The 13,464-nt window shown below is 73.5% G+C and carries 11 protein-coding genes; 10 read left to right on the forward strand and 1 reads right to left on the reverse strand.

Annotated elements, in window-relative coordinates; translation table 11 throughout:
• Nucleotides 1-64: 64 nt before the first annotated feature.
• Entirely contained in the window at nucleotides 65-1,036 is a 972-nt protein-coding gene (locus ACIBIW_RS13415) for an ABC transporter ATP-binding protein (RefSeq protein ID WP_399335844.1), read from the forward strand.
• The gene (locus tag ACIBIW_RS13420) at nucleotides 1,029-2,093 is read left to right on the forward strand and encodes an ABC transporter ATP-binding protein (RefSeq protein WP_399335334.1); all 1,065 of its coding nucleotides are present in this window, start codon (nucleotides 1,029-1,031) and stop codon (nucleotides 2,091-2,093) included. The genes ACIBIW_RS13415 and ACIBIW_RS13420 overlap by 8 nt, the downstream gene beginning before the upstream one ends.
• A gap of 473 nt (nucleotides 2,094-2,566) precedes the next feature.
• On the opposite strand, the gene ACIBIW_RS13425 is transcribed toward ACIBIW_RS13420, so the two are convergent.
• On the reverse strand, nucleotides 2,567-4,729 hold the full coding sequence (locus ACIBIW_RS13425) for a prolyl oligopeptidase family serine peptidase (protein WP_399335336.1): 2,163 nt from the start codon (nucleotides 4,727-4,729) through the stop codon (nucleotides 2,567-2,569).
• Nucleotides 4,730-5,295: 566 nt separating this feature from the next.
• Here ACIBIW_RS13425 and ACIBIW_RS13430 point away from each other — a divergent pair.
• From ACIBIW_RS13430 to ACIBIW_RS13465, 8 genes are all read left to right on the forward strand, one after another.
• Nucleotides 5,296-5,490, forward strand: a complete 195-nt coding sequence (locus ACIBIW_RS13430; protein WP_399335338.1) for a hypothetical protein — start codon at nucleotides 5,296-5,298, stop codon at nucleotides 5,488-5,490.
• 110 nt (nucleotides 5,491-5,600) lie between these two features.
• A complete protein-coding gene (gene mshB / locus ACIBIW_RS13435; RefSeq protein ID WP_399335340.1) occupies nucleotides 5,601-6,551 on the forward strand; it encodes an N-acetyl-1-D-myo-inositol-2-amino-2-deoxy-alpha-D-glucopyranoside deacetylase in 951 nt (316 codons plus the stop codon).
• 153 nt (nucleotides 6,552-6,704) lie between these two features.
• Nucleotides 6,705-7,169 (forward strand): DUF6113 family protein, encoded by a 465-nt coding sequence (locus ACIBIW_RS13440; RefSeq protein WP_399335342.1) that lies wholly within the window; start codon nucleotides 6,705-6,707, stop codon nucleotides 7,167-7,169.
• Between the two features lie 190 nt (nucleotides 7,170-7,359).
• Nucleotides 7,360-9,732, forward strand: coding sequence for a hypothetical protein (locus ACIBIW_RS13445; protein WP_399335344.1), 2,373 nt, complete (start codon nucleotides 7,360-7,362; stop codon nucleotides 9,730-9,732).
• A 189-nt stretch (nucleotides 9,733-9,921) separates the two neighbouring features.
• Entirely contained in the window at nucleotides 9,922-10,899 is a 978-nt protein-coding gene (locus ACIBIW_RS13450; RefSeq protein ID WP_399335346.1) for an ABC transporter ATP-binding protein, read from the forward strand.
• Complete coding sequence (locus ACIBIW_RS13455) at nucleotides 10,896-11,633, forward strand: ABC transporter permease (protein WP_399335348.1); 738 nt, start codon at nucleotides 10,896-10,898, stop codon at nucleotides 11,631-11,633. The genes ACIBIW_RS13450 and ACIBIW_RS13455 overlap by 4 nt, the downstream gene beginning before the upstream one ends.
• 44 nt (nucleotides 11,634-11,677) lie before the next feature.
• Nucleotides 11,678-12,847, forward strand: a complete 1,170-nt coding sequence (locus ACIBIW_RS13460; protein WP_399335845.1) for a sensor histidine kinase — start codon at nucleotides 11,678-11,680, stop codon at nucleotides 12,845-12,847.
• The gene (locus ACIBIW_RS13465) at nucleotides 12,844-13,458 is read left to right on the forward strand and encodes a DNA-binding response regulator (protein ID WP_399335350.1); all 615 of its coding nucleotides are present in this window, start codon (nucleotides 12,844-12,846) and stop codon (nucleotides 13,456-13,458) included. The genes ACIBIW_RS13460 and ACIBIW_RS13465 overlap by 4 nt, the downstream gene beginning before the upstream one ends.
• Nucleotides 13,459-13,464 lie beyond the last annotated feature (6 nt).

A 13,464-nucleotide genomic window follows, 5' to 3' on the forward strand; every position in this document is an offset into this window, starting at 1 on the left:
CGTGAGCACATCGTACGAGGCACCGGGCACGGCGCCGCAGGAGCGCGGCGGGGACGAGCCGAGGCTGCTCGACGTGCGCGGCCTCAGGGTCGACTTCCACACCAGGGACGGCGTCACCAAGGCCGTGAACGGGGTCACCTACGGGGTGTCGGCGGGCGAGACGCTCGCCGTCCTCGGCGAGTCCGGGTCCGGCAAGTCCGTCACCGCCCAGGCGGTCATGGGCATCCTCGACATGCCGCCGGGGCGCATCACCGGCGGCGAGATCCTCTTCCGCGGGCGCGACCTGCTCAAGCTCAAGGAGGAGCAGCGCCGCAGGGTACGCGGCAACGACATGGCCATGATCTTCCAGGACGCGCTGTCCTCGCTGAACCCCGTCCTCAGCGTCGGCCAGCAGCTCGGCGAGATGTTCGTCGTGCACCGCGGGATGTCCCGCAAGGACGCCCGCGCGAAGGCCGTCGAACTCATGGAGCGCGTCCGCATCCCCGCCGCGAGACAGCGCGTCGGGGACTACCCGCACCAGTTCTCCGGCGGCATGCGCCAGCGCATCATGATCGCGATGGCGCTCGCCCTCGAACCCTCCCTGATCATCGCCGACGAGCCCACCACCGCGCTCGACGTCACCGTCCAGGCCCAGGTCATGGACCTCCTCGCGGAACTCCAGCGCGAACTCCACATGGGGCTCATCCTCATCACCCACGACCTCGGCGTCGTCGCCGACGTCGCCGACCGCATCGCGGTCATGTACGCGGGCCGCATCGTGGAGACCGCGCCCGTCCACGACATCTACCGGGCCCCCGCGCACCCGTACACGAAGGGCCTGCTCGAATCGATTCCGCGGCTCGACCTCAAGGGCCGGGAGCTGTACGCCATCAAGGGCCTGCCGCCGAACCTGATGCACATCCCGCCCGGCTGCGCCTTCCACCCGCGCTGCCCCATCGCCCGCGCCATGTGCGCCACCGACGTGCCCCCGCTGTACGAGGTCGGAGCCACCCGGCGCAGCGCCTGCCACTTCTGGAAGGAGACCATCGATGGCTGAGCAGGTCGCCGAGGCGCCGAGCGGCGCGGGCGTCGCGGCCGGGCCCCCGCTCCTCGAAGTACGCGGCCTCGTCAAGCACTTCCCGCTCACCCAGGGCATCGTCCTCAGACGCCGGATCGGCGAGGTGCGCGCGGTGGACGGCGTCGACTTCGAACTCGGCCAGGGCGAGACCCTGGGCATCGTCGGGGAGTCCGGCTGCGGCAAGTCCACCGTCGCCAAGATGCTGGTGAACCTGGAGCGCCCCACCGAGGGCGCCATCAGGTACAAGGGCGAGGACATCACCCGGCTCACCGGCCGCGCCCTCAAGGCGGTACGGCGCAACATCCAGATGGTGTTCCAGGACCCGTACACCTCGCTGAACCCGCGGATGACCGTCGGCGACATCATCGGGGAGCCCTACGAGATCCATCCCGAGGTCGCCCCCAGGGGCTCACGCCGCGGGCGCGTACAGGAACTCCTCGACGTGGTCGGGCTCAACCCCGAGTACATCAACCGCTATCCGCACCAGTTCTCCGGCGGCCAGCGCCAGCGCATCGGCATCGCGCGCGGCCTGGCGCTGCGGCCCGAGGTCATCGTCGCCGACGAGCCGGTCTCCGCGCTCGACGTGTCCGTGCAGGCGCAGGTCATCAATCTGATGGAGCGCCTTCAGCACGAGTTCGACCTCTCGTACATCTTCATCGCCCACGACCTGTCCATCGTGCGCCACATCTCCGACCGGGTCGCCGTCATGTATCTGGGGCGCATCGTCGAGACCGGCACCGACGAGCAGATCTACGAGCACCCCACCCACCCGTACACCCAGGCCCTGCTGTCGGCGGTCCCCGTCCCCGACCCGGACGCCAGGGAGCACCGCGAACGCATCATCCTGACCGGCGACGTACCCTCCCCGGCGAACATCCCCTCGGGCTGCCGCTTCCGCACCCGCTGCTGGAAGGCTCAGCACAAGTGCGAGATCGAGGACCCGCCCCTGGCCACCCCCGAATGGCTGACCACCCCACCGGGCCCGGCGGCCCACCCGTCGGCGTGCCACTTCGCGGAGGAGAAGCGGCTGGTGTGAGACCCGGCCCCCCCTTTTTTTTAGGCTCGTTCGCCGCCGGGGCGCTGAGTCGGTGGCCCGCGCCCTCCCGTGCTCACTCCGCTCCTTCGTCGCTGCGCTCCGCGCGCGAGGACACGGGCCACCGACGCGCCCGGGTCGCCGCCTGCCTGTGCCCCCGGTAGCCCGAGGGTTTCGTGCCGACCCGTGGCGGGCGGCTCACTCGCCCTGCGCGCGCCTTGCGAAAAGCCTTGCGTTGGGAGTGCCATGTGTGCGTCGCGGGCCACAACCTTCAAGCCGCCGTGCCCCTGTTCTTTTACTCCCCGGCAACACCCCCGACCCTCTCTCCACACACCCCCGCGGCACGCTGTTTCGCGTACGGCCGTGCGGGTGCCGTGGGCCGGCCGGGGCTTGTGTCCCGGCCGGTCGAAGAGGTCTCCGGGAGCCGGACGGCGTGGCGTCCTGCTCCCGGGGGCCTCGTGCGCGTCTGCCGCCCGTCAGGCCATCCCCAGCGACCGCTTGAGGAACCGCACCTGTAGCAGCAGCAGGTTCTCCGCCACCTGTTCCTGCGGCGTCATGTGGGTGACGCCCGACAGCGGCAGCACCTCGTGGGCGCGGCCCGCCGCGAGAAGCGCGGAAGACAGCCGAAGGGTGTGGGCCGCCACGACGTTGTCGTCGGCGAGGCCGTGGATGATCATCAACGGGCGGTGCTGCTCCGCGGGTTGCGACAGCCCCTCGTCGGTCACCAGCGAACTCTTCGCGTACGCCGCCGCGTCCCGCCCGGGGTCGCCGAGGTAGCGCTCGGTGTAGTGGGTGTCGTAGAGCCGCCAGTCGGTGACGGGGGCGCCCGCGACGGCGGCGTGGAAGACGTCGGGGCGGCGCAGCACGGCGAGCGCCGACAGATAGCCGCCGTAGGACCAGCCCCTGATGGCGACGCGCCCCAGGTCGAGCGGGAACCGTTCGGCGAGCGCGTGCAGGGCCGTGACCTGGTCGTCGAGGGTGACCGTGAAGTCGCGGCTGATGGCCTTCTCCCGGCCGGGGGAGTGCCCGGGGGCGCCGCGGCCGTCGGCGACGACGACGGCGAAGCCCTGGTCGGCGAACCACTGGGAGGTCAGGTACGCGGCGCCCGCGGCCACCACCCGCTGCCCGTGCGGCCCGCCGTAGGGGTCGAGCAGGACCGGCAGCGGACCCTCGTCCCCGGTGTGTCCTGTGGGCAGCAGCACCGCGCAGGGGATGCGGGCCTCCCCGGCCTCGGCGAGCGTGACACGGGTGGTCAGCACGGGGCGCTGGGCGAGCGAGGCGATCTCGGCGAGCTGCTTGCCGTCCCGCAGCACCCGCGCCGTGCGCCCCGGGGCGTCGAGGGAGGACGAGACGAGGACCGTCACACCGCCGGAGCGCACCGCCGAGTGCACCCCCGGGGCGTCGGAGACCCGTTCCACGCCCAGCTCGTTGACCCGGTACACATGGATCTCGCCGATCTCGGCCGCCGCGGCCTCGGGGCCCGCGGACGCCGCGACCAGGACGTCGTCGTCCGACACGTCGAGCACCGACCGCACGTGCAACTGGCCGCCGGTCAGGGCCCGGTCGCCGACCGTGAGCACCCGGGCGCCGCCCTCGTCGGCGATCCGCACCAGCCGCCCGTCGGGCGACCAGCAGGGCACGCCGGGGAAGAGGTCGAGCCAGACCGGGTCCTCGTCCGCGTGCACCATCCTGGTGGCGCCGGTGTCCTGGTCCACCGCAAGGCAGAGCTGGGCGCGCTGGTCCCTGGCCTGGACGAGCAGCAGCGGCGCCCCTGCCGCCGACCAGTGCACCCGGGCCAGGTAGGGGTAGCGGTCCCGGTCCCAGACGACCTCGGTACGTGACCCGTCGAGCCCGAGGACGAAGAGGCCGACCGCGGCGTTGGGCGTGCCGGCCGCGGGATACGCCACCTGCGCGGGCTCGCTCTCGGGGCGGGCGGGGTCGGCGATCCACCAGCGCCGCACGGGGGCGTCGTCGGCGCGCGCCACCAGCAGCCGCCGGGAGTCGGGCGCCCACCAGAAGCCGCGCTGGCGGTCCATCTCCTCCGCCGCGATGAACTCGGCGAGCCCGTACGTCACCGTGGGCGACTCGGGTTCGGCGAGCGCCCGGTCCGCCGTGCCGTCCGCCGCCACCACACGCAGCGCCCCGTCGGCGACGTACGCCACCGCGCTGCCGTCGGGCGCGGGCCTGGGGTCGATCACGGGTCCAGGCACCGGCAGCTCCCGGGCGCCGCCGCCCGGCAGTTCCGCGGTGAACAGCCGCCCGGACAGCGTGAACGCGGCGCGCGCCCCGGCGGCGTCCGTGGCGTAGCCGACGATCCCGGCGCCGCCCTCGCGGCTGCGCTCGCGCCTGGCGCGCTCCTCGGCGGACAGCTCCTCCCCGGCGCCGGCGAGCAGCGCGGCGGGGTCGGCCACCGGGCGTTCCGTGCCGTCCGCGGTGTCCAGCACCCAGAGCATCCCGGTCCTGTCCGTGCCCGACGCGGTGCGCAGGAAGGCGACATGGCCGCCGTCCGCCGAGACCCCGAAGGCGCGGGGCGCACCGAGGCCGAAGCGCTGGGTACGGGCGTACTGCCGGGGGAAGGTCGGCGCCGCCTGGGCTGCCGGGGCTGCTGACGGGGGCGTGGCGGGGGGCGAAGGCGTCATCCCCCGAGCGTATGCGACGGGGGTCGCACGGGCGCCCGCGGTCGGGAGGATTGCGCTGTTCGCCAGAAGTGCTCTGTTTTCCGCGGTTTTTGGGTTTTCTGTATCTTCCATGTGTTCTGCGTGTTCCGCGCATGTTCTCCGAAGGCGGCTTGATACCCACGCGGGTGGGGGTTCTACCGGCACCTTCAGAACTCCCGATCGAAAGTGGCCATTCTTTGCGAGAGCCCCTCGTCACTGGGGCCCGACAACGAGCGGCCCGCACCGCTCGTGCCCGCTCGCCCCACGGCGGCCGCCGGGGTCCCGGGCGTCGGAGTTGCCTTGGGTCCTGGGTGTCGTACGGGGGCAATTCGCGGGGATTTGCGGGGTGTTGGCGAGAGGGAAAGAAAACCGCCCGGAACCTTTCGCTCATGCGCCCCTCGTGCTGCCGTGCTCCTGGCATGTGCGATCCATGCGGGGGAACGGAAAGTTATGATCAGTGGCGCAGGGTGGGCTGGTCCTGGTGGGCCGCGTCTCCATCCGGTCTCGTCATGTCCCCGCACTGTGACTGATCTTGGAGGTGGACCGCCGTGGCACTCTCGATTTCGGCGGTTGTGCTGCTGGCGATCATCGTCGTCATTCTGATCAGGAAGTCAGGTCTCAAGGGCGTCCACGCCCTGGTGTGTGTGCTGCTGGGCTTCTACCTCGCCAGCTCCTCGGTCGCACCCACCATCAGCGACCTGACCTCCAACGTGGCGGGCATGCTGGGGGACATCAACTTCTAGGAGGCGCCCCGCCTCCCGCCCCTCCGGCGCACGGGCACGGGGCATCGGCCGGTGCCGTCCCCCGCCGCGGGGGAGCCGTCCAGGACCCGCGGGCCTCGTAGGCTTGCGGCATGACGGATCTCCCCGGCCGGCGCCTCCTGCTCGTCCACGCGCACCCCGACGACGAATCGATCAACAACGGCGCCACGATGGCCGCTTACGCGGCCGCGGGCGTCCATGTCGCGCTGGTCACCTGCACCCGGGGCGAGGAGGGCGAGATCATCCCGCCGGGCCTCGGGCACCTCGCCGCCGACCGCGACGACGCCCTCGGGCCGCACCGCGAGACCGAACTGGCCGCCGCGATGCGCCGGCTGGGCGTGCGCGACCACCGCTTCCTCGGCGGCCCCGGGCGCTACCGCGACTCCGGCATGGCGGGCGCCCCGCAGAACAGCGCCCCGGGAGCGTTCTGGTCGGCCCCGCTCGACGAGGCCGCCGCGCTGCTCGTGCCGGTGGTCAGGGAGCTGCGCCCCCAGGTCCTGGTCACCTACGACCCGGACGGCGGCTACGGGCACCCCGACCACGTCAAGGCGCACCGCGTCGCGACCCGCGCCGTCGAACTCGCGGGCGACCCGGCGCACGGCGAGGGCGCACCGCACCGCGTGGCCCGGGTCTTCTGGACCCGGATGCCGCGCTCCGTGGCACTGGAGCGCTTCGCCGACCTCCCCGGCGAACTCGGCGCGCTGCCCTTCGCCGGGTCCGGCGGCCTGGAGAACCTTCCCGGCGTCGTCGACGACGAGCGGATCACCACCGCGGTCGACGGGACGCCGTACGCCGAGGCGAAGGCCGCGGCGATGGCCGCGCACGCCACCCAGATCGAGGTCGTGGGCCGCTGGTTCGCGCTCAGCAACGGGCTCGCGCAGCCGCTGTTCGCCACCGAGTACTACGAGTTGGCGGGCGGCAAGGACACCGAGGCCCCCGCGGCCGACCTGTTCGCGGGTCTCCCGCCCGAGGTGCCCGAGGTGCCAGGGGCGCCCGGGGTGTCTGGGGGTCAGGATGCCGCGCGCGGCGCGGACACGGCGTGAGGGAAACGTGTGCGCCGGGCCCCGCGGGACCCGGGGCCGTACCGCACGCGCCCGGATGCGGGAAACTGGAGTGAGCACGGCCGTGGCGCCGGGCCGCGCCGACCCCGGCGCGAGCGCGCGTCACGGTGTGGAGGAACGGGAAGGAATCCGTCGATGAGCGCCACGAAGAGGGCACGCGCGAACGCGAGCCCACGCGGCTCCGCGGGCGCGAGCACCCCGGGCGGTACGCCGCCCCGCGGCACCGCCCCGCGGCCGGGCCCTGGACGCGTCGCGGTCCATGTACTGCTCCTGCTGCTCGGCGCGGTGGCCGCGGTGGCGGGCGCGCTGTTGCAGGGCGCCTGGTTCCCCGGCGGCCTGCTGCTCTCGCTGGCCGCCGCCGCCGGGCTCTTCGTCGGCGGCGCCGTGCTCACCGGCGGCAGGGGCGGCACGCTGGCGGCCGAGGCGGGCTGGATCATCACCATGCTGCTGCTGACCGCGCCACGCTCCGAGGGGGACTTCCTGTTCGCGGCAGGGGCGGGCGGATACCTGTTCCTGTTCGGCTCTCTCGCGGTGGCCGCACTCTGTGCCACCCTGTGGCAGCCCGTCCGTCCCCGCCCAGGCGGCGGTACGGCGACATGAGCGGCGTGGCCGTGGTGCGGGCGCGCGATGGCCGGGGCCCTGTCCGCCAGGGCTTTCCCGGCGGTCCCCGGCGGGCGACTCGCCGTGGCCAGTATGGTGGTGCGCGCCGCCGAGCCTCCTCCTGTCCGCCGCGGGGGGAAACCCAGCGCCACCTCGGATCGGGCGGTGGAACCAATCAGGAGAACCTGCCTTGAGTCGTGAAAATGACAGTCCGTCTTCCGGCCCCCAGGGGCGTGGAGGAACCGCATACCCCTCCGGTACGCCGCCGTACGGCGTCCCGGCGGGCGGGCCAGGTGAGGGCGCCGAGACCACGGCGGGCGCGGACGGCGCCCAGGGCCGCGGCGCCGCGGGCGAGCCTGGCGAGGAACGCAGGACCGAGACGACGCTGACCACCCGGGTCCGTATCAACATCCCGGGTTCCCGGCCGATTCCGCCCGTCGTGATGCGCACCCCGATGTCGGACGCGAACGCCGCGGCCCAGGCGCCGGGCGAGGCCGCCGAGGCGAAGGCGGAGCCGCCCGCGGCCGAGGAGCCGGAGCCGGAGGAACAGCCGCGCACCAGCGACTGGTTCGCACCCCGCAAGCCGAAGAACGCCACGCCCCCCGGCGCCTCGGGGGCGGCCACCGGCTCCGGCTTCGGCGCGGGCGCGCGCGCCCAGGGCGGCCAGGACGACCCGGGCCAGGGCGGCGCCGAGCTGCCGCCGGGGCCCGCGGGGGACACCGGCTCGTTCTACTCCGACTACGGCGACTACCCCGACTTCGGGGCCGGGGGCGCCCGCGGCGAGCACCCGGGGCACGGCGGCCCCGGCGACCCGTTCGCCGGCCACGACGACACCGGCGGACACTACGCCCCGCAGGACGACACCGCAGGCCAGTACCTGCCGGGGGACGGGCCGAGCAGCCCGTTCGGCACGGACGACACCGGGGGCTTCCCGGTGGCCGAGCAGACCGCGCAGTTCCCCGCGGTGGACCCCACGGGGCAGTTCGCGGTGCAGGACCAGACGGGGCAGTTCCCCGTACCGGAGCAGACGGGCCAGTTCCCCGCGCCCTCCCTGGAGCAGACCGGGCAGTTCCCCGCGCCCTCGCCGGAGCAGACCGGCCAGTTCGCCGCGCCGTCGCCCGAGCAGACCGCGCAGTTCCCCGCCGTCGACGCCACCGGGCAGTTCCCCGCGCCCGGCGGCCAGGGCGGCCCCTTCGAGGAGACCTCGACCGGCGGCCTCGGCGTCCCCGGGCAGGAGCCGCCGCGCTCCGGCCTCGCGGGGCTCGACGACCCCGCCCCTGGCGCCCCGGGCGGCCCCACCGCGTCCGGCACAGGCGACAGCACGCTCACGCCGGGACGCCCAGGCCCCAACGTGCCGGGCGCGGGCGGCCAGGGCCAGGACGGGCTGCCGCCGCGGCTCAGCGACGACACCGCGGTCCTCACCCCGCAGCGCGGCGCCAAGCAGGGCGGCCCCGCGGCGGGCGGCCCCGGCGACCACGTCTCGGGCTCCACGCTCACCAGCGGCATCCCGCCCGCGCCCCCCGGCGCGGGCGCCCCCGGCCAGGCGGCGCAGCCGCACACCCCGCCGAAGCTGCCGGAGCCGCCGCAGCGGCAGACCAAGGCGGCGGCGCCCCCGCCGAAGAAGAAGGGCCGCAGCAAGCTGACCCTGCTGCTGGTCGCGGTCATCGTGCTCGCCGGTGTGGCGTACGGCGCCGGTCTCGTGATGAACCACTCCGACGTGCCCAAGGGCACCACCGTCCTCGGCGTCGACATCGGCGGCGGCACCCGCGACGACGCCGTCAAGAAGCTCGACGCGGCCTTCGGCAAGAACATGGCCAGGCCGATCCAGCTCACCGTCGGCGACGAGAAGGTCCCCCTCAGCCCCGAGCAGGCGGGCCTGACCCTCGACGAGGACGCCACCGTGCAGTCCGCGGCGCGCAGCGACTACAACCCCGTCACCGTCATCGGCTCGCTCTTCAGCGGCGAGCGCGAGGTGCAGCCCGCGATGCCGGTCGACGAGGAGAAGCTGCACGCCGCGCTGGAGCGCGCCGCGGGCGAGGTGGGCTCCGCCACCGAGGGCAGCATCAGGTTCGAGCCCAACAAGGCCGTTCCCGTGTACGGCAAGGAGGGCTCGTCGGTCGACGTGGGCAGCTCGGTCCCGGCGGTCGAGGAGGCGTACCGCACCCAGGTGGAGACCGGGCGGGCCGAGCCGGTGAAGCTCCCGGTGAGCACCCGCAAGCCCACCGTCTCCAAGGCCGAGGTGGACCGGATGATGAAGGACTTCGCACAGCCCGCCATGTCCGGCATCGTCACCGTCAAGGCGGGCGACGCCTCCATCCCGCTCGGCCCCGCCAAGTCGCTGCCGCGCATCCTCGGCGTGAAGGCGGTCGACGGCAAGCTCGTCGAGACGTACGACAAGGCCGCGGTGAAGGAGCTGATCGGGAACACCTTCGACGGCGTCCTCATCACCAGGGGCAGCGGCCAGAAGACCGCGGTGCAGCCGGAGGACGTGATCGTCGCCATGCGCAAGGCGCTGCTCGGCAAGACGCCCGCCGAGCGCGTCGGGGTCATCCCGACGAGCTGACCGCCCCGCGCCCGTAGAGACCGCCCCGCCTCCCGCCACCCGCGCGGGAGCCGGGGCGCACGGGGGCGTGGGCGCCGGACGGCGGGGCGTACGGCAGGGGCGTACACGGCGCGGGACATGACATCTGTCATCCAGGACTGACGATGTCCGACACTGCTGCGGCCCGGGTGGATTCGGCAAGATGTCCGTATGACCACAGCACAAGCAACCCGCACCACCGCGGTGGCCTTCGAGGGGGTCACCAAGAGCTTCGGGCAGGTGCGCGCCGTCGACGGGCTCAGCCTGCGGCTGAACCCGGGCGAGACGGTCGCCCTGCTCGGGCCGAACGGCGCGGGCAAGTCCACCGCCCTCGACCTCCTCCTCGGCCTGCGCAACCCCGACGCCGGCACGGTCCGGCTGTTCGGCACGGAGCCACGCGAGGCCATCACCCACGGCCGCGTCGGGGCCATGTTGCAGAGCGGCGGCCTCATGGACGGCGTGAGCGTCGCCGAGCTGGTGAAGCTGGCCTGCTCGCTGCACCCGCGCCCGTACCCGGTGGAGGCCGTCCTCACGAGGGCCGGGATCGCACAGATCGCCGACCGCAAGGTCGACAAACTCTCCGGCGGGCAGGAGCAGCGCGTCAGGTTCGCCCTCGCCACCGCGGGCGACAGCGACCTCATCGTCCTCGACGAGCCCACCACCGGCATGGACGTCACCGCCCGCCAGGCGTTCTGGTCGACCATGCGCGAGCAGGCGGAGCAGGGCCGCACCGTCCTGTTCGCCACGCACTACCTGGAGGAGGCGGACGCGATCGCGGACCGCGTCCTGGTGCTGCACCGCGGCAGGCTGCTCGCCGACGGCAGCTCCGCCGAGATCAAGGCCAAGGCCGGGGCCCGGCGCATCGCCTTCGACCTCGACGCCCTGGAGACACCGGGCAGGGGCGGCGGCCCGGGGGCGGCGGGGGCCTCCGGGAGCGGCGACCTGGTCCGGGCGCTGCGCGGACTGCCGTTCCTCACCTCGATCGACGTGTCGGGGCACACGGTGCGCATCCAGTCGGGCGACGCGGACGCCACCGTGCACGCGCTGTACGGCCTCGGGGTCTACCCACGCAACCTGGAGGTCAGCGGCCTCGGTCTTGAACAGGCGTTTGTCGCCATCACCTCGGCTGAGGAGGCCAAGTCGGCATGACGGGACTCATCAGGCTGGAGCTGACCAGGGCTCTGCGCAACCGGAAGTTCATGTTCTTCTCGGTGCTCTACCCGGCCCTGCTGTTCATCATCATCGTGAACAGCGGCGGCGCCGAGCAGGTCGAGGGCACCGGGCTCACCCTCGCCACCTTCTTCATGGTGTCGATGGCGTCCTTCGGCGCCCTGACCGCCGTGCTCATGGGCAACAGCGAGCGCATCGCCAAGGAGCGGGAGAATGGCTGGGTGCGCCAACTGCGGCTGACCACCCTGCCCGGCCGCGGCTACGTACTCGCCAAGATCGCCAGCGCCGCCGTGGTCAGCCTCCCGGCGATCGTGGTCGTCTTCGTCGTGGCCGCCGTCGCCAAGGACGTGCGCCTCGACGCCTGGCAGTGGGTGGCGCTGACCTTCGCCATCTGGGCGGGCAGCCTCGTCTTCGCCGCGCTCGGCGTCGCCATCGGCTACATCGCCACCGGCGACGCGGTGCGCCCGATCACCATGCTGCTGTACTTCGGCCTCTCCCTGCTCGGCGGGCTCTGGATGCCTGCCACCAGCTTCCCCGACTGGCTGCGGCACATCTCCAGTTGGCTGCCCACGCACGCGTACGCGGGCCTCGGCCAGGCCATCGAGCGGGGCGACGCCCCGGGCGGCAAGGACCTGTCGCTGCTCGTCGTCTACTTCCTGCTGTTCGCGGGCGGCGCCGCCTGGCTGTACCGGAAGGACACCCGGAAGGCGTGAGCACCACGACCCAGGCACAGGCCCCCGCGCGAAGGACGTCGGGAATGGGCGTCTTCGCCGGGGCCGGCTATCGACGACAGCGGGTGGCCAGGTTCTTCGGGGTCTCCATCTGGCTGGTGTACTGCACCGCCCCGGTGCAGTACCTCATCGGCGGCGACCACTCGGCCCTCGTGGTCACACTGGGCTGGGCAGGACTCGTCTGCTTCGTCGCGATCTATCTGTCGCTGCTGTTCTGGTTCACCGGCAGGCCCGTGGCGAGGCCGGTGATGTGGGGCATGCTGGGGGCGCTTGTCGCGCTGTCGCTGGCACTGATCCTGAGCCTGGGCGACGCGTGGCTGGTGCTGCTCGTGTACGTCTGCGCCGCCGTGGGCTCGGTGCTCCCGCTGCGGATGGCGCGGTTCGCGGTCGTCGTGGTGGTGCTGGCGACGACCGCCCTGAGCGCGCTCTACGGCGCCTTCCACCGCAATCTGATCCTGCCGGCCGCGCTCGCCGGGCTCGCCATGACCGGCGTACGGCACCTGGTGCTGACCACGATCGAGCTGCGCAGGGCCCGCGCGGAGGTGGCCGAACTGGCCGCCAACGAGGAGCGCATGCGGATGGCGCGCGACCTGCACGACCTGCTGGGCCACTCGCTGTCGCTGATCACGCTCAAGAGCGAGCTGGCCGGCCGGATGCTGCCGGAGCGGCCCGAGGGCGCGGCCCAGCAGGTCGCCGACATCGAGAAGGTCAGCCGCCAGGCGATGGTGGACGTCAGGGCCGCGGTCACCGGCTTCAGAAGGCCACGGCTCGGCGGGGAGCTGGCGGCGGCCAAGGCCGCCCTCGCCGCCGCCGAGATCGCCTCGGAGGTGCCCGCGATGGCCGCCGACGATGTGCAGGGCTTCACGCTGCCGTCCGGTCTTGGCGAGGAGGCGGAGTCCGCGCTCGCCTGGACGCTGCGCGAGGCCGTCACCAACGTGGTGCGGCACAGCGGCGCCCGGAGCTGCACCGTCACCCTCGCGGGACAGCAGACCCTGGACGGCGCCTTTCTCGCCCTCACGGTCGCCGACGACGGCAACGGCGGCACCGCGGTCCCCGGCAACGGACTCACCGGCATGCGGGAGCGGCTGGCCCCGGTCGGCGGCACCGTCGCCTTCTCCGCGGGCCGCCGCGGCGGCTTCACGCTCCGTGCCAGGGTGCCGCTGGCGGCGGCACCGGCCGTAAGATCCGCCCCATGAGCCGCACGATCAGAGTCCTGCTCGCCGAGGACCAGTCGATGGTCCGCGAGGCGCTCGCCGCCCTGCTCGGCCTCGAAGAGGACATCGAGGTGGTGGCGCAGGTGGCCAGGGGCGACGAGGTGCTGGCCGCCGCCCGCGAGCACGGGGTCGACGTGGCGCTCCTCGACATCGAGATGCCCGGCATGACCGGTATCGAGGCGGCGGCGCGGGCCACCGCCGAGCTGCCGGGGCTCAAGGTCGTCATCCTCACCACCTTCGGCCGCCCCGGCTATCTGCGCAGCGCCATGGAGGCGGGCGCGGACGCCTTCCTCGTGAAGGACGCGCCCGCCGCGGAACTCGCCGCCGCGGTGCGCACGGTGCTCGGCGGCGAGCGGGTCATCGACCCCACGCTGGCCGCCGCCGCCCTCGCCGAGGGCGCCAACCCGCTCACCGGCAGGGAGCGCGAGGTGCTGCGCGCCGCCGCCGACGGCTCCACCAACGCCGAACTCGCCGCCGCCCTCCACCTGTCGCAGGGCACGGTGCGCAACTACCTCTCCACCGCCATCCAGAAGCTCGCCGTGCGCAACCGCGCGGAGGCGGCGAAGCTGGCGGAGGAGAAGGGCTGGCTGTAGGGACGC

This window comes from Streptomyces sp. NPDC050560 (assembly GCF_044457285.1).
GTDB lineage: Bacteria > Actinomycetota > Actinomycetes > Streptomycetales > Streptomycetaceae > Streptomyces.

What these genes read in the sequence shown, in the direction of transcription:
- ACIBIW_RS13460 (WP_399335845.1), top strand. Translation starts at nt 11,678, where the DNA reads ATGGGCGTCTTCGCCGGGGCCGGCTATCGACGACAGCGGGTGGCCAGG.
- ACIBIW_RS13455 (WP_399335348.1), top strand. Translation starts at nt 10,896, where the DNA reads ATGACGGGACTCATCAGGCTGGAGCTGACCAGGGCTCTGCGCAACCGG.
- ACIBIW_RS13420 (WP_399335334.1), top strand. Translation starts at nt 1,029, where the DNA reads ATGGCTGAGCAGGTCGCCGAGGCGCCGAGCGGCGCGGGCGTCGCGGCC.
- mshB (WP_399335340.1), top strand. Translation starts at nt 5,601, where the DNA reads ATGACGGATCTCCCCGGCCGGCGCCTCCTGCTCGTCCACGCGCACCCC.
- ACIBIW_RS13450 (WP_399335346.1), top strand. Translation starts at nt 9,922, where the DNA reads ATGACCACAGCACAAGCAACCCGCACCACCGCGGTGGCCTTCGAGGGG.
- ACIBIW_RS13440 (WP_399335342.1), top strand. Translation starts at nt 6,705, where the DNA reads ATGAGCGCCACGAAGAGGGCACGCGCGAACGCGAGCCCACGCGGCTCC.
- ACIBIW_RS13425 (WP_399335336.1), bottom strand. Translation starts at nt 4,729, where the DNA reads ATGACGCCTTCGCCCCCCGCCACGCCCCCGTCAGCAGCCCCGGCAGCC.
- ACIBIW_RS13465 (WP_399335350.1), top strand. Translation starts at nt 12,844, where the DNA reads ATGAGCCGCACGATCAGAGTCCTGCTCGCCGAGGACCAGTCGATGGTC.